This is a genomic window from Streptomyces natalensis ATCC 27448 (assembly GCF_000935125.1).
In the GTDB taxonomy this organism is placed as follows: domain Bacteria; phylum Actinomycetota; class Actinomycetes; order Streptomycetales; family Streptomycetaceae; genus Streptomyces; species Streptomyces natalensis.
Map to the genome: position 1 here is coordinate 403,171 of NZ_JRKI01000029.1, position 23,441 is coordinate 426,611.

At 72.7% G+C, this 23,441-nt stretch carries 3 protein-coding genes; 1 reads left to right on the top strand and 2 read right to left on the bottom strand.

The window, feature by feature from the left end; all coding sequences use genetic code 11:
• Window positions 1–6: 6 nt before the first annotated feature.
• Entirely contained in the window at window positions 7–20,424 is a 20,418-nt protein-coding gene (locus tag SNA_RS21385) for a type I polyketide synthase (protein WP_063894096.1), read from the bottom strand.
• A gap of 266 nt (window positions 20,425–20,690) precedes the next feature.
• Here SNA_RS21385 and SNA_RS21390 point away from each other — a divergent pair, with 266 nt between their 5' ends.
• Complete coding sequence (locus tag SNA_RS21390; protein WP_030065385.1) at window positions 20,691–21,884, top strand: cytochrome P450; 1,194 nt, start codon at window positions 20,691–20,693, stop codon at window positions 21,882–21,884.
• 247 nt (window positions 21,885–22,131) lie between these two features.
• Here the strand turns inward: SNA_RS21390 and SNA_RS21395 are convergent, their stop codons facing one another.
• Window positions 22,132–23,430, bottom strand: coding sequence for an MFS transporter (locus SNA_RS21395; RefSeq protein ID WP_078970074.1), 1,299 nt, complete (start codon window positions 23,428–23,430; stop codon window positions 22,132–22,134).
• Window positions 23,431–23,441: the final 11 nt, after the last annotated feature.

Here is a 23,441-nt window from a genome sequence, read left to right on the forward strand (position 1 = left end):
CGCAGGTCAGGACAGGCCGAGTTCGTTGTCGAGGAGGTCGAAGACCTCGTCGTCGGAGGCGGACTCGAAGTCGAAGTCCTCGTCGGACGGGGAACCGTCGTGCCCGGCTGCCGCTGCCGTGTCCCGCAGGGCGTCCCACTTGGCCCGGAGGACTTCCAGACGGCCGGCTATCTGTTCGTGCATCTCCTCCGTGAGGTCGAGTCCGCCGAAGGACTTCTCCATCCTTTCGAGTTCGCCCAGGAGCGCCTCCGGGCCGACGGTCGGCTCCGGTGCGATCCGGGCATGGAGGTGGGCGACGAGTTCTGCCGGCGTCGGGTAGTCGAAGAGCAGGGTCGCCGGCAGGCGGATTCCGGTGACGGCGCCCAGGCGGTTGCGGAGTTCGACCGCGGTGAGGGAGTCGAATCCGAGGTCCAGGAAGGCGCGGTCCTGGTCGATTTCCGTGGCTTCGGCGTGTCCGAGGACCCCCGCGATCTGGCTGCGTACGGCGCCCAGTACGACCTCGCGTCCTTCTGCCGCCGACAGCCCGGTCAGGCGCCCGGCGAAGGCGGCAGCGGTGTCGCCCTCCGTCGCGGCCGCCGCCGTGCGTCGACCCGGGGTCCGGATGAGGCCGCGCAGCAGTGGCTGGGGCTCGCCTTGTGCCCGTAGGGCCGCGAGGTCCAGGCGGACGGGGAGTGCCATGGGTTCGGCGCTGCCGAGCGCGGCGTCGAAGAGGGCCAGACCCTCCTCGACGGTCAGCGGCGGCATGCCCTGCCGGGCGATGCGCTGGACATCGGCGTCGCTCAAGGTGCCGGTCATACCACCGTCCTGCGACCAAGGGCCCCACGCCAGCGACACCGCCGGCAAACCCACCGCCCGACGGTGATACGCCAGCGCGTCCAGGAAAGCATTACCCGCCGCGTAATTGGCCTGACCCGCACTGCCGAAGGTGCCTGCCACGGACGAGAACACCACAAACGCATCCAGATCCAGACCCCTGGTCGCCTCGTGCAGGTTCCAGGCCGCATCCACCTTCGGACGCAGCACCGCCGACAGCCGCTCCGGCGTCAGCGACTCCACCACACCGTCATCCAGAACACCGGCCGTATGCACCACAGCACTGATCCGATGCCGAGCCACCAGATCGGCCACCGCCACCGCGTCAGTCACATCACAAGCCTCGACGGTGACCTGCGCGCCGCACTCGGCAAGTTCGGCAACGAGTGCATCGACACCCTCGGCGGCGGGACCACGGCGGCTGACCAGCAGCAGACTGCGCACCCCGTGCTCGCTCACCAAGTGCCGGGCGACACTACGACCCAGCCCACCGGTCCCGCCGGTGATCAGGACCGTACCGGACGGATCCCACGTCACCGTGTCCGAGGACTGCGCCCGGACCAGCCGGGCCGCCAGCACCTCACCACCACGCACCAACACCTGCGGTTCATCCGACGCCAACGCCCTTGGCACAAGCGGCACTTCAGCGTCTTGGTCCACGTCCACGTCCACCAGACCGAAGCGGCCCGGGTGCTCCAACAACGCCGACCGCACCAGGCCCCACACCGACGCACCCGCGAGATCCGTGCCGGACACCGCGCCACGCGTCACGAACACCAGGCGCGAGGCGGCGAACCGGTCGTCGGCCAGCCAGGACCGGATCAGGGCCAGTGCCCCTGTCGTGGCGGCATGGACGGATTCCACCGTTCCGGCGGTCCGGGTGGGCAGCGGGGCGAGCACGGTGTCGTGGACGCCCGTCGCCGCGAGGTCGTCGAGGTCCGCGTGGGGCTGGAGGGAGAGTGTGTCGAGGATGCCCTCGGTGTCCTTGCCGAGCAGGGCGAGGGAGTTCGCGCGCTCGTCCGTGAGGTGGAGGGTGGTCCAGTCGACCTGGAAAAGGGAATCGCGGTCACCGGTCTGCAACTGCCCGGCGGTGATCGGACGTGCGGTCAGGGATCGCACCGAGGCGACCGGCGCACCGGCGGTGTCCACGAGGGCTATCGACGTACCGCCTTCGGTGGGACGGATGCGTACCCTCACCCGGGAAGCGCCGGTGGCGTGGAGCGTCACCCCGTTCCAGGAGAAGGGGACCGCGGCTTCGTCCGTTCCCTCGCCGCCCAGGAGCGCTGCGTGCAGCGCGGCGTCGAAGAGTGCGGGGTGCAGGCCGTAGGCGTTGCCGTCCGTGCCTTCGGGGAGTGCGACCTCGGCGTAGATGTCCTCGCCGAGCTTCCAGGCCGCCCGCAGGCCCTGGAACACCGGGCCGTACGCGAATCCGGCGTCCGCGAACCGCTCGTAACAGCCCGCCGCGTCCAGGTGCTCGGCACCCTGCGGGGGCCATATCGCGGTATCGAACGGCACCGTCTCGGCCGCCGGGGCCAGGGCGCCGTCGGCGTGCAGCGTCCATGGGCCCTCGCCCTCGCGTGCATGGACCGAGACCGGCCGGCGGCCCGCCTCATCGGGCTCGCCCACCCATACCTGTACCTGGATCGCGGCGCCCGAGGCGGGCAGGACCAGTGGCGCGGCGAGCGTGAGTTCGTCCACCGCGGCGCAGTCCACCTCGTCGGCCGCCCGCAGCACCAGTTCCATGAGCGCCGTGCCGGGCACCAGTACGGAGCCCAGCACCACGTGATCCGCCAGCCACGGGTGCGAGGACAGGGACAGCCGCCCGGTGAGCAACCGCCCGCCGGAGCCCGCCAGTTCCACCGCAGCACCCAGCAGCGGGTGCCCGGCCGAGCCCAGGCCCGCGGACCGCACATCGCCTGCGCGCGCCGCCCCGCCCGACGGCCAGAACCGCTCGTGCTGGAATGCGTACGTCGGCAGGTCCACCCACCGCGCACCCGTACCGGCGAAGGCGGCGGACCAGTCGACCGGCGTGCCCTGGGCGTGCAGTCGTGCCAGGGCCGTGAGCAGTGCCGGTGCCTCGGGGCGGTTCTTGCGCAGTACGGGGGCCAGTACGGAGTCGTCGGCGGCGGATTCGGCGGCGAGCGCGGAGAGAGAGCCGTCGGGGCCGAGTTCCAGGAACGTCGTCACACCCTGCTCGCGGAGCGCGCCGACCCCGTCGGCGAACCGTACGGCCTCGCGTACGTGGCCGACCCAGTACTCGGCGCAGCACAGCTCTTCCGCGGTGGCGGGCCGGCCGGTGACGTTGGAGACCACGGGGATGCGCGGCGCGGCGTAGGTCATGCCGTCGGCGACGGCCCGGAAGTCGGCCAGCATCGGTTCCATGAGCGGGGAGTGGAAGGCGTGCGAGACCCGCAGTCGGGTGGTCTTGCGTCCCTCTTCCTCGAAGTGCGCCGCGAGGGCGAGTACCTCGTCCTCGGCGCCGGAGACCACGACCGACGACGGCCCGTTGACCGCCGCGAGCGAGACGCCTTCCGCCAGATGCGGAAGGACCTCGTCCTCGGTCGCCCGGATCGCCATCATCGCGCCGCCGGACGGCAGTTGCTGCATCAGCCGACCTCGGGCCGCCACCAGCGCACAGGCGTCCGGGAGGGAGAGGACGCCCGCCACATGGGCCGCGGCGATTTCTCCGATGGAGTGCCCCAGCAGGTGGTCCGGGCGTACGCCCCACGACTCCAGCAGGCGGAACAGGGCCACCTCGATGGCGAACAGCCCTGTCTGGGCGTACCCGGTCCGGTTCAGCAGTTCCGCGTCCTCGCCCCAGATGACGTCCCGCAGGGGACGGTCCAGGTGGGCGTCCAGGGCGGCGCACACCGCGTCGAGGGCCTCGGCGAACGCCGGGTAGCGACCGTACAACTCCCGTCCCATGCCCAGGCGTTGCGATCCCTGCCCCGAGAACAGGAAGGCCAGCTTGCCCGAGCGGGCTCGGTCCTGTGCGACTACGGCCGGCGCCTCGGTGTGGCCCTCGGCCAGGGCGGACAGCGAGTGCAGCAGGTCCGCTCGGTTCGCGGCGAGGATCACCGCGCGGTGCGGGAAGGCCGAACGGCCGGTCGCGAGGGAGTAGGCGACGTCAGTGATCCGCGGCCCCGGATCGCCGTCGAGTCGGGACAGCAGTCGTGCTGCCTGGGCCCGCAGCGCCGATGCGCTCCTGCCGGACAGCAGTACCGGCACCGGCGTCCCGGAATCGGCCGCCTCGTCCTCGGCGGCGTCCGGTGCGGTGTCGGGCGTGATCGATTCCGTTTCCGCCGCGACCGGTTCGGGCTGCTCCAGGATCACATGCGCGTTCGTCCCACTGATGCCGAAGGAGGAGACGCCCGCGCGGCGCGGCCCCTCGCCCTGCGGCCACTCGGCCTCGGAGGTCAGCAGCTCGACGGCACCGGCGCTCCAGTCGACATGCGACGACGGCTCGTCGACATGCAGCGTCCGAGGCAGCACACCGTGCCGCATCGCCAGCACCATCTTGATGACACCGGCAACACCCGAAGCCGCTTGCGCGTGACCGATGTTGGACTTCACGGAGCCGAGCAGCAACGGCCGGTCCTCCGGCCGCTCCTGGCCATACGTCGCGAGCAGCGCCTGGGCCTCGATCGGATCGCCCAGCGTCGTACCCGTACCGTGCGCCTCCACCGCGTCCACATCCGCCGCCGACAGCCCCGCACTCGCCAGCGCCTGCCGGATCACCCGCTGCTGGGCGGGACCGTTCGGCGCCGTCAGACCATTGGACGCACCGTCCTGGTTCACCGCACTGCCGCGCACCGTCGCGAGGATGCGGTGCCCGTTGCGGCGGGCGTCCGACAGACGCTCCAGCACCAGGATTCCGGCGCCTTCGGCCCAGCCGACGCCGTCGGCCGCATCGGCGAACGCCTTGCAGCGGCCGTCCGCCGACAGTCCGCCCTGGCGGGAGAACTCCACGAAGGTCAGCGGTGTGGACATCACCGTCACACCGCCCGCGAGCGCCAGCGAGCACTCGCCCGAGCGCAGCGACTGTGCTGCCAGGTGCAGGGCGACCAGGGACGACGAGCACGCCGTGTCCACCGTGACCGCCGGACCCTCGAAACCGAAGGTGTACGAGACCCGGCCCGAGGCCACACTGCCTGCGCTGCCGCTGCCCTGGTAGCCCTCGAACTCGCGCCCGGAGAGCAGCGTCGAGTAGTCGTGGTACATCACGCCGGCGAAGACACCCGTGCGGCTGCCGCGGAGCGTGGCCGGGTCCATACCGGCGCGCTCCAGCGCCTCCCAGGTCGTCTCCAGCAACAGCCGCTGCTGGGCGTCGGTGGTCAGGGCCTCGCGCGGGCTCATCCCGAAGAACTCGGGGTCGAACTCCGCCGCGTCGTGGAGGAATCCACCGGAACGGGTGGCGATGGCGCCCTCCCGCTCGGGGTCGTAGGTGTCGTCGATCTCCCAGCCCCGGTCGGTCGGGAAGGCGGAGACGGCGTCCACGCCGTCCGCCACCAGGCGCCACAGGTCCTCCGGCGAGGCGACGCCGCCGGGGAAGCGGCAGCTCATGCCGACGATCACGACCGGATCGTCCGCCAGGGACGGCAGGCCGGGCACCGGGAGGGGCGTCTCCGTCGCGGTCCCCGTCTCCGCGCCGAACAGTTCGTCCAAGAGGTGGGCGGCCAGGGCATCCACCGTCGGGTAGTCGAACACGGTCGTTGCCGGGAGCCGCAGCCCGGTGGCCTTGCCGAGCAGGTTACGGAGTTCGATCGCCGTCAGGGAGTCGAGGCCGAGGTCCTGGAAGGCCCGGTCAGGGGCGATCGTTTCCGGGCCGGCGTGGCCCAGGACCGTCGCGATCTGGGCCCGTACGACATCGAGCAGCGCCTCGCGCCGCTCCGCCGTGGACAGCCCGGCAAGGCGCTGCGCGATGCCGGATGCCGCGGCGGCGCCGGACCGGCGGGTCCTCGTCCGGATGAGGCCGCGCAGCAGTGGCTGGGGCTCGCCTTGTGCCCGCAGCGCCGCCAGGTCCAGGCGGACCGGGAGTGCCATGGGTTCGGCGCTGCCGAGCGCGGCGTCGAAGAGGGCCAGACCCTCCTCGACGGTCAGCGGCGGCATGCCCTGCCGGGCGATGCGCTGGACATCGGCGTCGCTCAAGGTGCCGGTCATACCACCGTCCTGCGACCAAGGGCCCCACGCCAGCGACACCGCCGGCAGACCCACCGCCCGACGGTGATACGCCAGCGCGTCCAGGAAAGCATTACCCGCCGCGTAATTGGCCTGACCCGCACTGCCGAAAGTGCCTGCCACGGACGAGAACACCACAAACGCATCCAGATCCAGACCCCTGGTCGCCTCGTGCAGGTTCCAGGCCGCATCCACCTTCGGACGCAACACCACCGCAAGCCGCTCCGGCGTCAGCGACTCCACCACACCGTCATCCAGAACACCGGCCGTATGCACCACAGCACTGATCCGATGCCGAGCCACCAGATCGGCCACCGCCACCGCATCGGTCACATCACAAGCCTCGATGACCACCTCGGCGCCACTGCCCCTGAGTTCGGCCACCAACTCCCCGGCACCCTCGGCCGCGGGACCACGGCGGCTGACCAGCAGCAGACTGCGCACCCCGTGCTCGCTCACCAAGTGCCGGGCGACACTACGGCCCAGCCCACCGGTCCCGCCGGTGATCAGGACCGTACCGGACGGATCCCACGTCACCGTGTGCGAGGACTGCGCCCGGACCAGCCGGGCCGCCAGCACCTCACCACCACGCACCAGCAGTTCGGGCTCGTCGGTCGCGAGCGCTTGCGCCGGTACGGTCGTATCGGCGTCGCCGTCCATGTCCACCAGGCCGAAGCGGCCCGGGTTCTCCGACTGTGCCGAGCGCACCAGGCCCCGGACGGCGGCCGCCGCAAGATCCGCGCCGAAGGCCGCGCCGCGGGTGACGAACACCAGTCGCGAGGTGGCGAACCGGTCGTCGGCCAGCCACGCCTGCACCATCTCCAGCGCCCAGACGGTCGCGGCGTGTACGGACTCCACCGTCCCGGCAGCGCCGGAAGGCGGCGCGACCAGGACCGTCCCGGGCACGGCCGCGCCCTCCAGGGAATCCAGATCCGCGTACGTCCGCAGCGGCTCGCCCTCCGGGCCGGTGCCCGGCTCGACGCGTTCGTCCGTGAGCGGTACGGGGACCCAGTCGGCCTTGAAGAGGGCGTCACGGTCGGCGGCCTGCACCTGCCCGGCCGAGAGCGGACGTATCACCAGCGACTCCACCGAGGCGACCGGCGCGCCGGACGTGTCCGCGATCGCGACCGACAGCGCGCCGCCCGCTTCGCGGATGCGGACGCGGAGGTGCGAGGCGCCGGTCGCGTGCAGCGACACTCCGGCCCAGGAGAACGGGACTCCGCCCGCTTCCGCGCCGCCCAGCGCCGACGCGTGCAGCGCGGCGTCGAAGAGCGCGGGGTGCAGACCGTATGCGTCGCCGTCGGTGCTCTCGGGGAGCTTCGCCTCGGCGTAGACGTCCCCACCGAGCTTCCAGGCCGCTTGCAGGCCGTGGAAGGCCGGGCCGTAGGTGAGCCCGGCATCGGCGAGTACGTCGTAGCAGTCCGCCACGTCCACGGGCTCCGCGCCCTTGGGCGGCCATACGGTGGCGTCGAAGGGGGGCACTTCGGCGCCCGAGGTCACCGCACCACTGGCGTGCAGCGTCCATGGGCCCTCGCCCTCACGTGCATGGACCGAGACCGGCCGGCGGCCCGCCTCATCGGGCTCGCCCACCGCTACCTGAACCTGGACCGCGGCGCCCGAGGCGGGCAGCACCAGCGGTGCGGCGAGCGTCAGCTCCTCCAGGAGGTCACAGCCGGCCTCGTCGGCCGCCCGCAGCACCAGTTCCACCAGCGCGGTGCCGGGCACGAGGACGGAGCCCAGCACCACATGGTCCGCCAGCCACGGGTGCGAGGACACCGACAGCCGGCCCGTGAACAACAGGCCGCCCGAGCCCGCCAGTTCCACCGCCGCGCCCAGCAGCGGATGCCCGGCCGAGCCCAGGCCCGCGGACCGCACATCGCCCGGACGTGCCACACCGCCCGACGGCCAGAACCGCTCGTGCTGGAACGCGTACGTCGGCAGATCCGCCCAGCGCGCACCCGAACCGGCGAACGGCACCGTCCAGTCCACGTGCGCACCCCGGACGTACAGCTGCGCCAGGGCGCCCAGCAGCGCCGTCTCCTCGGGCCGGTCCCTGCGCAGTACGGGCGCGAGCACGGCGTCGTCCGATGCCGACTCGCGGGCCATCGCCGACAGCACACCGTCCGGGCCGAGCTCCAGGAACCGCGTCACCCCTTCCGCCCGCAGCGCCTGTATCCCGTCCGCGAAGCGCACTGCCTCGCGGACGTGCCGGACCCAGTAGTCGGCGTGCGCGAGCTGTTCGGGTTCGGCGAGGCGGCCCGTCAGGTTGGAGACGACGGGGATCGTCGGCGTGCCGAAGGACAGCCGTGTCACCACCGCGCGGAATTCCTCCAGCATCGGTTCCATGAGCGGCGAGTGGAAGGCATGCGAGACCCGCAGTCGGGTGGTTTTGCGCCCCTCCCCCGCGAAGTGCGCCGCGATGGCCAGCACCGCGTCCTCGGCGCCCGAGATCACGACCGACGACGGGCCATTGACCGCCGCGAGCGAGACGCCTTCCGCCAGATGCGGAAGGACCTCGTCCTCGGTCGCCCGGATCGCCATCATCGCGCCGCCGGAGGGCAGTTGCTGCATCAGTCGGCCTCGGGCCGCCACCAGCGCACAGGCATCCGGGAGCGAGAAGACACCCGACACATGGGCCGCGGCGACCTCACCGATCGAATGCCCCGCCACGAAGTCCGGGCGCATGCCCCACGATTCCGCCAGCCGGTACAGCGCCACCTCGATCGCGAACAGCCCGGCCTGGGCGTACGCGGTCTGGTTCAGCAGCTCCGCGTCCTCGCCCCAGACCACGTCCCGCAGGGGGCGCTCCAGGTGCTCGTCCAAGGCCGCGCACACGGCGTCGAATGCGTCCGCGAACACCGGGTAGCGAGCGTACAACTCCCATCCCATTCCCAGCCGTTGTGATCCCTGGCCCGAGAACAGGAAGGCCGTCCTCCCCGCGCCGGACGCGCCCTCCGCCAGACCGGCGTCGGCCTCGCCCACCGCGAGTGCGGACAGGGCACGCACCAGTGCGTCGCGGTCCTGGCCCCACACCACCGCACGGTGGGCGAAGCTCGACCGCCCGGTCACCAGCGAGTGGCCGATGTCCCGCGCGCACAGCGCGTCACTGCCGGCGACCAGGGACAGCAGGCGCGCCGCCTGGCAGCGCAGGGCCGCTTCGTTCCGTGCGGAGAGCACCCATGCCAGCGCGCCGGGATCGGTCACCGTGGCGTCCGGTGCGGCGTCGGCCGCGTCCGGTCCGGGCTGCTCCAGGATCACATGCGCGTTCGTCCCGCTGACGCCGAAGGAGGAGACGCCCGCGCGGCGCGGCCCCTCGCCCTGCGGCCACTCGGCCTCGGAGGTCAGCAGCTCGACGGCACCGGCACTCCAGTCGACATGCGACGACGGTTCATCCACATGCAGCGTCCGAGGCAGCACACCGTGCCGCATCGCCAGCACCATCTTGATGACACCCGCCACACCCGAAGCCGCCTGCGCATGACCGATGTTGGATTTGACCGACCCCAGCAGCAACGGCCGGTCCTCAGGTCGCTCCTGGCCATACGTGGCGAGCAGCGCCTGGGCCTCGATCGGATCGCCCAGCGTCGTACCCGTACCGTGCGCCTCCACCGCGTCCACATCCGCCGCCGACAGCCCCGCACTCGCCAGCGCCTGCCGGATCACCCGCTGCTGGGCGGGGCCGTTCGGCGCCGTCAGACCATTGGACGCACCGTCCTGGTTCACCGCACTGCCGCGCACCACCGCGAGCACCCGGTGCCCGTTGCGGCGCGCGTCCGACAGACGCTCCAGTACGAGCATGCCGACGCCCTCGCCCCAGCCGACGCCGTCGGCCGCATCGGCGAACGCCTTGCAGCGGCCGTCCGCCGACAGTCCGCGTTGCCGCGAGAACTCGACGAACGTCGTCGGTGTGGACATCACCGTCACACCGCCCGCGACCGCGAGCGAGCACTCGCCCGAGCGCAGCGACTGCGCCGCCCAGTGCAGGGCGACCAGGGACGACGAGCATGCCGTGTCCACCGTGACCGCCGGACCCTCGAAACCGAAGGTGTACGAGACCCGGCCGGAGGCGATGCTGGCCGCGCTGCCGTTGCTGCGGTAGCCCTCGAACTGGTCGCCGACGAGGAGGTCGCCGTAGTCGGTGTACATCACGCCCGCGAAGACGCCCGTACGGCTGCCCCGCAGCGACGCCGGGTCGATGCCCGTGCGCTCGATGGCCTCCCAGGTCGTCTCCAGCAGCAGCCGCTGCTGGGCGTCGGTCGCCAGCGCCTCGCGCGGGCTCATCCCGAAGAAATCGGGGTCGAACTCCGCCGCCTCGTGGAGGAATCCACCGGAGCGGGTGTACGAGGTGCCGAGCGCCTCGGGGTCGGGGCTGTAGAGGCTCTCCACGTCCCATCCACGGTCGGTGGGGAAGTCGGACACCGCGTCCACGCCCTCCGACACCAGGCGCCACAGGTCCTCGGGCGAGCCGACGCCGCCCGGGTAGCGGCAGCTCATGCCGACGATCACGACCGGGTCGTCGGCGGCCCCCGCCGGTGACGGCACCGGCGCCGGCAGCTCGGCCTCCTCCTGCGCGCCGAACAGCTCGTCCAGCAGGAAGTCGACGAGCGCGTCCGCCGTGGGGTAGTCGAAGACGGCGGTGGCCGAAAGGCGCAGGCCGGTCGCGTTGTTGAGGCGGTTGCGGAGTTCGACCGCGGTCAGGGAGTCGAAGCCGAGGTCCTGGAAGACACGGGTGGACTCGATCGTCTCCGGGTTCGCGTGGCCCAGGACGACCGCGATCTGGGCCCGTACCAGGTCCAGGAGCACCTCGCGCCGCTCCACCGTTCCCCGTCCGCTCAGGCGTCCCACCAGGCCGGCTGCCGCGGCCGAGCCGCCGACCGCCGAGCGCCGGGCACGGGTCCTGATCAGGCCGCGCAACAGCGGTGGCACCTCGCCCTGGGCGCGCAGGGACGCCCAGTCGAAGCGTACGGGGAGCAGGTGGGCGTCACCGGCCGCCAGCGCGGCGTCGAAGAGGGCCACGCCCTGTGCGGGGGTGAGTTCGGGCATGCCCTGCCGGGCGATGCGCTGGAGGTCGACGTCGGTCAGGGTGCCGGTCATGCCGCCGTCCCGGGACCAGGGGCCCCATGCCAGCGACGCCGCCGGAAGACCCGCCGCCCGACGGTGGTGGGCCAGGGCATCCAGGAAGGCGTTGCCCGCCGCGTAGTTGGCCTGACCGGGGCTCCCGATCGTGCCTGCCACTGAGGAGAAGACCACGAACGCGTCCAGGTCCAGATCCCTGGTCGCCTCGTGCAGGTTCCAGGCCGCATCCACCTTCGGACGCAACACCGCCGACAGCCGCTCCGGTGTCAGCGACTCCACCACACCGTCATCCAGGACACCGGCCGTATGCACCACAGCGCTGATCCGGTGCCGGGCCACCAGGTCGGCCACGGCGGCCGCGTCGGTGACATCACAGGCTTCGACGGCCACTTCGGCACCGCTGTGCCGGAGCTCCGTCACCAGCTCTTCGGCACCTTCGGCGGCGGGCCCACGGCGGCTGACCAGCAGCAGGTTCCGTACCCCGTGTTCCACCACCAAGTGACGTGCCATCACACGGCCCAGACCACCCGTGCCACCGGTGACGAGCACCGTGCCGGACGGATCCCAGGTCACCGCGTGCGAGGACTGCGCCCGGGCCAGCCGCGCCGCCAGCACCTCACCACCGCGCACCAGCAGCTGCGGCTCATCCGACGCCAACACCCGTGGCACCAGCGCCAGTTCGGCATCGTCATCCAGATCCACCAGACCGAAGCGGCCCGGGTGCTCCGACAGCGCCGACCGCACCAGACCCCACACCGCCGCACCCGCGAGATCCGCACCGGACACCGCGCCACGCGTCACGAACACCAGGCGCGAGGCCGCGAACCGGTCATCGGCCAGCCACGACCGGGCCAGGTCCAGCGCCCGGGCGGCCGTTGCGTGCGTCGCCCCCACGACATCGTCCGCCACCACCTCGCCGGCACCGGCTTCCACCGGTACCAGCACCGCACCCGCCACACGACCGGACCGGGCCAGGGACGCCAGGTCCGGGTAGCCGTCGAACGGTGCGCCGGCAAGGGAGCCGAGCGTCGCCACGGTCACCGCGGCCCCGGCCGGGGGCAGGCGTACGGGGTTCCACTGCACGCGGAACAGCGCATCGCGGACGGCCGGGTCCGCGCCGCCCGCCAACTGGTCGGCGGAGACCGCCCGCAGGACGAGCGTGCCGATGGAGGCGACGGGCTCGCCGGTGGTGTCGGCGACATCCACGGAGACCGTGTCGCCGCTGTGCCGGACGACCCGGATCCGTACGGCCGAGGCGCCGGTGGCGTGCAGCGCGACGCTCTCCCAGGAGAACGGCACGACGCCGCGGTCCACTCCGTTGAACGCGACGACGTGCAGGGCGGCGTCGAGCAGCGCCGGATGGAGTCCGTACGCGGATGCCTCGCCTTCGGCCTCGGCGGGCAGGGCGACCTCGGCGAACACCTCGTCGCCTCGGCGCCAGGCGGTCCGCAGCCCCTGGAAGTGGGGACCGTAGTCGAAACCGTGTGCGGCGAAGTCCGGGTAGAGGCCGGACAGTTCGACGGGCGCGGCGTCGGCGGGCGGCCAGGACTCGGTGTGGAAGTCGTAGCCGGGTTCGGGCGTCGACTCCCCTTCCGCGAGGACGCCGGTGGCGTGCTGGACCCACGGGCGGTCGCCGTCGCCCTCCGCCCTGGAGCGGGCGGTCAGGGTGCGGCGGCCGGACGCGTCGGCGGGGCCCACCCGCAGCTGGAGCTGTACGCCGCCGTGCTCGGGCAGGACGAGCGGGGCGGCCAGGGTCAGTTCGTCGACGCGGTCGCAGCCCACCTCGTCGGCGGCGCGGAGGGCGAGTTCGGCGAAGGCCGTCCCCGGCAGCAGGACCGAGCCCATGACGACGTGCCCGGCCAGCCAGGGGTGGGTCTGGAGCGAGAGGCGGGTGGTGAACAACAGGCCCTCACCGTCCGGCAGTTCCACGGCGGCGCTCAGCAGCGGGTGCCCGGTCGCTTCGAGGCCGACGGCGCCCAGGTCACCGGTGCGGGTGTGGTCGGGGGTCGGCCAGAACCGCTGGTGCTGGAAGGCGTACGTGGGCAGGTCGACGGCGTGCGCGTCGCGGCCGGCGAGGAACGCGGTCCAGTCGATCTCGGTTCCGTGTACGTGCAGGTGCGTCAGGGCCGCGAGGAGGGTCGCCGCCTCGGAGCGGTCCTTGCGCAGCACGGGAGTGCACACGGCGTCGTCCGGTGCCGACTCCCTGGCCAAGGCCGACAGGACGCCGTCCGGGCCGAGTTCGAGGAACCGCGTCACCCCTTCCGCCCCCAGAGCCCGTATCCCGTCCGCGAAGCGCACCGCCGCGCGGACATGGGTCACCCAGTACTCGGGGGTGCGCAGCTGGTCCGGGGTGGCGAGTTGGCCGGTGACGTTCGATACGACGGCCAGCTCCGGCTCGCCGTAGGTCAGGCCCTCGGCGACGGCGCGGAAGTCGGCCAGCATCGGGTCCATGAGCGGGGAGTGGAAGGCGTGCGAGACCCGCAGCCTGGTGGTCTTGCGGCCCGCGCCCTCGAAGTGCGCGGCGATGGAGAGCACGGCGTGCTCGGCGCCGGAGACGACGACCGACGACGGGCCGTTGACGGCCGCGATCGAGACGCTGTCCGCCAGGTGCGGGAGGACTTCGTCCTCCGTCGCCCGGATCGCCGCCATCGCGCCGCCGGCGGGCAGCGCCTGCATCAGCCGTCCGCGTGCCGCCACCAGCGCGCAGGCATCGGCCAGCGAGAACACCCCGGCGACGTGCGCGGCGGCGATCTCGCCGACGGAATGCCCGGCCACGTAGTGCGGCCGTACGCCCCAGGACTCCACGAGCCGGAAGAGGGCCACCTCGATGGCGAACAGCCCCGCCTGGGCGTAGACGGTCCGGTTCAGCAGCTCCTCGTCCTCGCCCCGGACCACGTCCCGCAGGGGGCGGTCCAGATGCTCGTCCAAGGCCGCGCACACGGTGTCGAAGGCCTCTGCGAACACCGGGTAGCGGCCGGACAACTCCCGGCCCATTCCGATGCGTTGCGATCCCTGGCCGGAGAAGAGGACGGCGTCCCGGCCGGTGTGGGCGGTGCCGGTGTCCACGGCGGGGTCGGCCTCGCCCGCAGCCAGGGCGGTCAGGGCGCGCAGCGCGGCTTCGTGGTCGGCGGCGCGGACGGCCGCGCGGTGGGCGAAGGCCGTGCGGTGCGTCATCAGCGTGTACGCGGCGTCCGTGAGCCGGAGCGCGGGGTCGCGCTCCAGGTGGGAGTGCAGCCGGGCCGCCTGGGCGCGCAGGGCGCTCTCGCTCTTGGCGGAGAGCAGCAGCGGCGCCGTCCCGTCGGAGGCGGTGGGCGTCCGGTCGGGAGCGGTGGCCGGCGCGTCGGGCTCCGCGGCCGAGGGCTGTTCGACCAAGGGCTGTTCGGCTGCGGGCAGTTCCAGCACCACGTGCGCATTGGTGCCGCTGATGCCGAACGCGGAGACCGCGGCGCGCCGGGGGTGGCCGGTCTCGGGCCAGTCCGTGTGCTCGGTGAGCAGCTCGACCGCGCCCGCGGTCCAGTCGACATGCCCGGTGGGCTCGTCGACGTGCAGGGTGCGCGGCAGCATGCCGTGCCGCATCGCCAGCACCATCTTCATCACGCCCGCCACACCGGCGGCGGCCTGGGTGTGGCCGAGGTTGGACTTCACCGCGCCGAGCAGCAGCGGCCGCTCCGGCGGCCGCTCCTGGCCGTAGGTGGCCAGCAGCGCCTGGGCCTCGATCGGGTCACCGAGCGTGGTGCCCGTGCCGTGGGCCTCCACGGCGTCGACCTCGGAGGCGGCCACCCGGGCGTTCGCCAGGGCCTGCCGGATCACCCGCTGCTGGGACGGGCCGCTGGGTGCGCTCAGACCGTTGGACGCGCCGTCCTGGTTGACCGCCGAACCGCGGACGACGGCGAGCACCTGGTGGCCGTTTCGGCGGGCGTCGCTGAGCCGTTCCACGAGCAGCAGGCCGACGCCCTCGCTCCAGCCGGTGCCGTCGGCGGCCGCCGCGAACGGCTTGCAGCGGCCGTCGGGGGCCAGCCCGCGCTGCCGGGCGAACTCCACGAAGGAGGACGGGGTGGCCATCACCGTCACACCGCCCGCGACCGCCAGGGAGCATTCGCCCTGGCGCAGCGCCTGCGCGGCCATGTGCAGGGCCACCAGCGAGGAGGAGCACGCCGTGTCCACGGTGAGGGCCGGTCCCTCGAAGCCGAAGGTGTAGGAGACCCGGCCGGAGACGACGCTCATCGCGTTGCCGGTGAGCCGGTGTCCGCCGGCTTCGTCCTGTGCCGCGTCCAGGGCCGTGCCGTAGTCCTGGGTGTTGGTGCCCGCGAAGACACCGGTGCTGCTGCCCCGCAGGGATTCCGGGTCGATCCCCGCCTGTTCGAGCACCTCCCAGGTGGTTTCCAGGAGCAGCCGCTGCTGCGGGTCCATGGCGAGGGCCTCGCGCGGCGAGATGCCGAAGAAGTCCGCGTCGAAGTCGGCCGCGCCGTCCAGGAAGCCGCCGCCGCGGGCGTAGCTGGTGCCCTGGTGGTCGGGGTCGGGGTGGTAGAGCCGGTCCAGGTCCCAGCCCCGGTCGGCGGGCATGGGGGTGATGGCGTCGCCGCCCTCGGCCAGCAGCCGCCACAGGGCCTCGGGTGAGTGCACGCCGCCGGGGAAGCGGCAGGCCATGCCGATGATCGCCACCGGTTCGTCGAGGGCGGCGGTCGATGCCTGAACGACCGTGGCGGGTCCTGCGGCGCCCAGGACTTCGGAGCGCAGGCAGGCGGCGGCCGCAAGGGGGGGGGGGTGGTCGAACAGCAGGGTGGCGGGCAGCCGCAGGCCCGTCGCGGCGGAGAGCCGGTTGCGCAGGTCGACGGCCATCAGGGAGTCGAACCCCTGCTCGCGGAAGGCGCGTTGGGCATCGACGGTGTCCGGCGAGGGGTGTCCCAGTACCCTCGCGGCCTCTTCCCTGACCATGGTCAGGAATGCCTTTTCCTGTTCGGCGGGCGGCAGTGCGCCGATCCGGTCGCGCAGGGGGGAGCGTTCCCGGCGGGGGCCTTCTGCGGGGCCGAGCGCGCGGCGTGCCTCGGGCAGGTCGCCGATGAGGGGGCTGGGGCGGACGGCGGTCAGGGCGGGGGCGTATGCGCTCCAGTCGATGTCGGCCACGGTCACCTGTGTCATGCCCTGGGCGAGGGCCTGGCGCAGGGCGGCGAGCGCGGGGGCCGCGGCCATGGGCAGCAGTCCGTCGCGGCTCATCCGGTCGGCGGCGTCGCTGTCGGTGGCCATGCCGCCGCCTGCCCAGGGGCCCCAGGACACGGAGGTGGCCGGGAGCCCCTGGGCGAGACGGTGTTCGGCGAGGGCGTCCAAGTAGGCGTTGGCGGCGGCGTAGTTGGCCTGTCCGGCGTTGCCCAGGACGCCGACGATCGAGGAGAACAGCACGAAGTGGTCCAGGTCGAGGTCCTGGGTGAGTTCGTGCAGGTTCTGTGCGGCCCGCGCCTTGGGGCGCAGTACGGTCTCGAAGCGCTCGGGGGTGAGCGCGTCCAGTACGCCGTCGTCCAGTACGCCCGCGGCGTGGACGACGCCGGTCAGCGGCAGGTGCGGCGGGATGTCCGCGAGGACGGCCGCCAGCGCATCACGGTCGGCGGCGTCGCAGGCGGCGAGGGTGACCTTGACGCCCCGGTCGGTGAGGGCGGCCGCGAGTTCCGGTGCGCCGGGGGCCTGCGGGCCGCGGCGGCCGGTGAGCACGAGGTGTTCGGCTCCGGCGTCGGCCAGCCAGTGGGCGAGGTGCGCGCCGAGGGCACCGGTGCCGCCGGTGACCAGGACGGTGCCGTGGGTGCTCCACCGGTCGCCGGTGTCGCCGCCGGGTGTGATCCGTTCCAGGCGGCGGGCGAAGACCCCGGCGGGGCGGACGGCGACCTGGTCCTCCTCCCCGGCGAGGGTGCTCAGCAGCGCGGAGACGGCCCGTCCGTCCAGGTTGTCGGGCAGGTCGATGAGCCCGCCCCAGCTCTGCGGGGACTCCAGGGCGGCCACCCGGCCCAGGCCCCATGTCTGTGCCTGTAAGGGGCTCTTGAGCGCCTCGTGCCGGTCGACGGCGACGGCGCCGCGGGTCACGCACCACAGCGGTGCCTGGATGCCCGCGCCCTCCAGGGCGCGCAGCAGCGTGGTGGTGGCGGCCAGGCCGCGCGGTACGGAGGGCAGGAGCGGGTGGGGCCGCTCGTCGAGTGCCAGCAGACAGAGCACGCCGTCCACGGGGGTGTCGGGCCAGGCGTCGGGCTCGTGGTCGGCGGGCAGTTCGCGTACGTCGGTGTGCAGGCCCTGGTCGTTCAGCGCGTCCAGGAGGCGGGCGGTCCACGGGTCGTCGGTGCCGCCTTCGGGCAGGACGACGAGCCAGTGCCCGGTGGCGGTGGGGCCGCCCGAGGCGGTGCGCGGGGCCCAGTGGGTGCGGTAGCTGAAGCGGTCCGCGGCGGCCTGGGTCCTGCGCTGCCTGCGCCAGGAGGAGAGGGTGGGCAGGAAGCTGCCGAGGGAGTCCGCTTCGCTGCCGTCGATGGCCAGGACGGCCGACAGCTCCTGGAGGTCCTCGCGTTCGACGGCCGCCCAGAATCCGGCCTCGCCCGCTTCGGCGGCGGCCGCCTCCCCCTCGTCGTGGTCGGCCGGGTCCAGCCAGTACCACTGACGCTGGAAGGCGTAGGTGGGCAGGTCCGCGCGGGAGGTACCGGGCGCGCCCGGGAAGGCGGACCGGTCGACGGGGACACCGTGCACGAAGGCGGTGGCGACGCCCTCGGTGAGAGCGACGGTTTCGGGGCGGCCGGTGCGCAGCAGAGGGACGAGAACGGGCTCTTCGAGGGTGGTCAGACAGTCCTGGACCATGGGGGTGAGGACGCCGCCGGTGCCGATCTCCACGAAGGTGGTGACGCCCTCGGCCTCAAGGGTGCGCACGGCAGCACAGAAGCGGACGGTTTCGCGGACCTGCCGCACCCAGTAGTCGGGCGAGCGCAGTTCGTCTTCGGTGGCGAGCGCGCCGGTCACCGTGGACACCACGGGGATGCGGGGGGCGTGGAAGGTCAGACCGCGGGCGACGCGCCGGAAGTCCTCCAGCATGTCGTCCATGTGCGGGGAGTGGAAGGCGTGGCTGACCCGCAGCCGCTTGGTGCGGCGGCCCTGTGCCTCCCAGTGGGCCGCGATCTCGGTGACGGCCTGTTCGTCGCCCGAAATGACGGTGGAATCGGGCCCGTTGGCGGCCGCGAGGGCGACGTGGTCCTCGTGGCCGGCGAGACGCTCGCGGATCTCGTCCTCGGTGGCCTGGACCGCCACCATGGCGCCGCCTGCGGGCAGCGCCTGCATGAGGGTGCCGCGCGCGGCGACCAGCCGTGCGGCGTCGTGGAGGGTCAGCACGCCACTGACGTGGGCGGCGGTCAGCTCGCCGATGGAGTGTCCGGCGACGAACCGGGGTGCCACGCCCCAGGATTCGACGAGCCGGAACAGGGCGGTTTCCAGGGCGAAGAGCGCGGCCTGGGTGTAGGCGGTCTGGTCGAGCAGGGCGGCCTCGGCGCTGCCTTCCTCGGCGAAGACGATGTCGCGCAGCGGCCGGTCCAGGTGTGGGTCCAGTTCGGCGCACACCGCGTCGAAGGCCGTGGCGAACACGGGGTGCGCGGCGTGCAGTTCGCGCCCCATGCCCGGTCGCTGGGAGCCCTGCCCGGCGAAGAGGAACGCGCTGGCGGCCTTGACGGCGACGCCGCTGACCAGGCCGTTGGCGGTGCGGCCCGCGGCGAGGGCGTCCAGGCCGCGCAGGAACTCCTCCCGGTCGCCCGCGACGACTACCGCGCGGTGTTCCATGAGGGTCCGGGTGTCCGCGAGCGCATGGGCGACGGCGGCCGGTTCGAGGTCGGCGCGGTCCCGTAGGTGGCGGCCGAGGCGGTCGGCCTGGGCACGCAGGCCCGCTTCGGTGCGGGCGGACAGGATCCAGGGCAGCGCGCCCGGCCGGGCGGCCGGTTCGGGGGCCGGTTCGGCCTCGTGGGCGGGCGCCTGCTCCAGGATGACGTGGGCGTTGGTGCCGCTGATGCCGAAGGAGGAGACGGCGGCGCGACGGGGCCGGCCGGCGCTCGGCCAGGGCTCGGGCTCCGCGAGGAGCCTGGCGTTGCCCTCGCTCCAGTCGACGTGCCCGGTGGGCTCGTCCAGGTGCAGGGTCCTGGGCAGGTGCCCGTGCCGCATCGCCAGGACCATTTTCATCACGCCGGCGATACCGGCGGCGGCCTGGGTGTGCCCGATGTTGGACTTCATGGAGCCGATCCGCACGGGCCGGTCGGCGGGGCGCTGCTGCCCGTAGGTGGCCAGCAGGGCGTGCGCCTCGACGGGGTCGCCGAGGGTGGTGCCGGTGCCGTGCGCCTCCACGGCGTCGATGTCCGAGGCGGCGAGGCCCGCGCCGGTCAGCGCCTGGCGGATGACGCGTTGCTGCGAGGGGCCGTTGGGGGCGGTCAGGCCGTTGGACGCGCCGTCCTGGTTGACGGCCGAGCCCTTCAGCACGGCGAGGACGGGATGGCCGTTGCGTACGGCGTCACTGAGCCGCTCGACGAGCAGCAGTCCGACACCCTCGCTCCAGCCGGTGCCGTCGGCGGCGGCCGCGAACGGCTTGCAGCGGCCGTCGGGGGCAAGGCCGCGCTGGCGGGAGAACTCCACGAACATCTGCGGCGTGGACATCACGGTCGCGCCGCCCACCAGGGCCATGGCGCATTCGTCGCGCCGCAGCGCGTGCATCGCCAGATGCAGGGCGACCAGCGACGAGGAGCAGGCCGTGTCCACGGTCAGGGCAGGGCCTTCCAGCCCCAGGACATACGAAATCCGGCCGGAGGCGATGCTGATGTGATTGCCCGTCAGCAAGTGCCCGCCGACCTCGTCGGCACGCCGTCGGCCCTCGGCGTCGTACCCTCCGTGCCCGGTGCCGACAAAGACACCCGTTCGGCTGCCCGCGAGGGACTCCGGGTCGATACCGGCCCGCTCGACGGCTTCCCATGCGGTCTCCAGCAGCAGCCGCTGCTGGGGGTCCATGGCGAGCGCCTCGCGCGGGGAGATCCCGAAGAAGCCGGGGTCGAACTCGCCCGCGTCATGCAGGAATCCGCCCTCGCGCGCATAGCTGGTGCCCTGGTGGGCCGGGTCGGAGTGGTAGAGCGCGTCCAGGTCCCAGCCGCGGTTACGGGGGAAGGAGGAAACCGCGTCGACGCCGTCGCGCAGCAGCTCCCACAGCTCCTCGGGCGAACGGACGCCGCCGGGGAAGCGGCAGGCCATCGACACGATCGCGAGGGGCTCTCGCTGCTTCGCCTCGGTCTCGTCCAATTGCTGACGAGTCTCGTGAAGGTCCGCGATCGCGCGCTTGAGGTACTCGCGCAGCTTCTCCTCGTTCGACATCAGGACGCCAATCGCTCGGGGGTATGCCGGACCTGGGGCACAGAGCGCCGACACGCACGTCCGACCGTTTCCCCGCCATCCTTCGTCAAGGTGGACTGCGGGTTTCCCTAGTTGATGCTGCCGGAGCACGCGGCATTGCGGATGGCGCGGTCAACGAGCCTGCCCGCCCCGTACGCGCCCGAGCCATGTGTAGGGATTTCCTGGTCCGGAGACGGCTAGCGTCACCCCTCACCCGTCATGTCACGAAGCACACATAAGGGGCCCCCATGACCGCCGCCTCCCACGACCTGCCCTGCCTCAACCTCGAACCGCCCAAAATGCTGAAACTGAGCCCGCTGCTGCGCGCCTTGCAGGACCGGGGGCCGATCCACCGGGTGCGCACACCCGCCGGGGACGAGGCGTGGCTGGTGACCCGCCACGCCGAGCTCAAGCAGCTGCTGCACGACGAGCGCATCGGCCGCACGCACCCCGACCCGCCCTCCGCCGCCCAGTACGTACGCAGCCCCTTCCTGGACCTGCTGATCAGCGACGCCGACGCCGAGTCCGGGCGTCGGCAGCACGCCGAGACCCGCCGCCTGCTCACTCCGTTGTTCTCGGCCCGGCGCGTTCTGGAAATGCAGCCGAAGGTGGAGGAGGCCGCGGACACCCTGCTGGACGCGTTCATCGCCCAGGGGCCTCCCGGCGACCTGCACGGCGAGCTCACCGTGCCGTTCGCCCTCACGGTCCTCTGCGAGGTCATCGGCGTGCCGCCGCAGCGCCGCGCGGAGCTGACCACACTGCTGGCCGGTATCGCCAAGCTGGACGACCGCGAGGGCGCCGTACGGGCACAGGACGACCTGTTCGGGTACGTGGCAGGGCTGGTCGAGCACAAGCGGGCCGAGCCCGGCCCAGACATCATCTCCCGGCTGAACGACGGCGAGCTGACCGAGGACCGCGTGGCACACCTGGCCATGGGCCTGCTGTTCGCCGGGCTGGACAGCGTCGCGAGCATCATGGACAACGGGGTGGTGCTGCTGGCCGCCCACCCCGATCAGCGCGCGGCGGCGCTGGCCGACCCCGACGTGATGGCGCGTGCCGTGGAGGAGGTGCTGCGGACCGCCCGGGCCGGCGGGTCGGTCCTGCCGCCGCGCTACGCCAGCGAGGACATGGAATTCGGCGGGGTGACGATACGGGCCGGAGACCTGGTCCTGTTCGACCTCGGCCTGCCCAACTTCGACGAGCGGGCGTTCACAGGGCCGGAGGAATTCGACGCCGCCAGGACCCCCAATCCCCATCTGACCTTCGGCCACGGCATCTGGCACTGCATCGGCGCCCCCCTCGCGCGCCTGGAACTCAGGACGATGTTCACCAAGCTGTTCACCCGCCTGCCGGAACTGCGCCCGGAACTTCCGGTGGAGCAACTGCGCCTGAAGGAGGGCCAGCTGTCGGGCGGCTTCGCCGAGCTCCGGGTGGTCTGGTAGGGCCGATCGGGGCGCGCACAACCCCTCCCTGGGGGCTGCTCCGCGGGGAGGACCATCTCCGCGGAGCAGCCCGCCGGCGCCACTGCTCGGGAACGGCGCTGACGACGCGCACGTGAACCGAACACGCATCGCGTTCACCTGCGTGCCACCCGGTCATGCCTGGTACGTCAGGAGCGATGCGGGCACCTCGCTGCGCCCCTTCGGCCCATCGAACCGGGGCGACGTGCCCGAGCGGGCCGGGCAGTTGTCAGGTAGTGGACTGATTGGTCGGAGCCTTGCCGGAGAGCGCCGGACCGGGGGTGTCGGTGAGGGGTGCATCGGCCTGGGTCATCGGCTTGTTGGTCCGGTCCAGCCGTCGGGTTCGCGCGCTGACCAGTGCGGGGAGGGCGAGCGCGGAGGCCGCCGAGACGATGCCGGCGAGGATCAGGGTGGAGCGGGCGCCGAGGGTGTCGGACACCAGGCCGACGAGGGGGGCGCCGATGGGTGTTCCGCCGAGGAGCACCAGGAAGTAGACGGACATGACACGGCCGCGCAGATGTGGGTCGGCGTGCAGCTGGGTCAGGGAGTTGGCGGTCGTGGTCACGGTGGCAGCGGCGAGGCCGGTCGGGATCAGTAGGGCCAGGAACGTGCCGTAGCCGGGCATCAGGCCCAGCACGGCTTCCAGTGTCCCGAAGACGACCGTGGCGGTGATCAGGCGTGGTGCGGTGGGGGGCTGCCCGCGGCCGGCGCCGCGGAGCGCGCCGATGAGGCTGCCGATGGCGTAGGCGGCCGAGAGGTAGCCGAAGACGGCGGCGCCGGAGTGGAAGACCGTGATCGCCATGAGGGAGGTGGTGACCTGGAAGTTGAGGCCGAAGGTGCCGACGAAGCCGATGAGCGTGATGGGCAGAAGCAGGTCTGGGGTGGATCTGATGTGGCGGAAGGCGTCGCGGAGCCGTGTCCCGCCGTGCCGGGGCGGGCCTGGGCTGCTCAGTTCGGCGGGACGGATGCTGATCAGCCCGTACAGGACGGCCAGGTACGAGGCGGCATTGAGGAGGAATACCGGGCCGGTGCCGGCCGCGGCGACCGTCAGGCCCGCGATGGCCGGGCCGAGGGTGCGGGCGATGTTGAACTGGGCGGAGTTCAGGCTGACCGCGGCGGGCACCCGCTCTCGGGCGACCAGTTCGGAGATGAAGGCGTTGCGGGCGGGAGTGTCCATGGCGGTGGCGGTACCGAGGGCGAACGCCAGGGCGTACACGGAGGGCAGGTTCACCGCCTCGGTGACGGTCAGGACACCGAGCAGCAGCGATTGCACCGCCATGGCCGTCTGCGTGATCAGCAGCAGCCGTCGCTTGGGGAAGCGGTCGGCAAGGACGCCGCCGGTCAGGCCGAACAGGGTCTGGGGAAGGAACTGGAGGGCGGTCACGAGGCCGACGGCGCTGCCGCTGTTGCCGGTGAGGTGGAGGACCAGCAGGTCCTGGGCGGCGCGCTGCATCCAGGTGCCGATGTTGGAGGTCAGCTGTCCGATCAGGTAGCGGCGGAAGTTCCGGACGGTGAGCGTGGCGAGCACCGGGCTCGGAA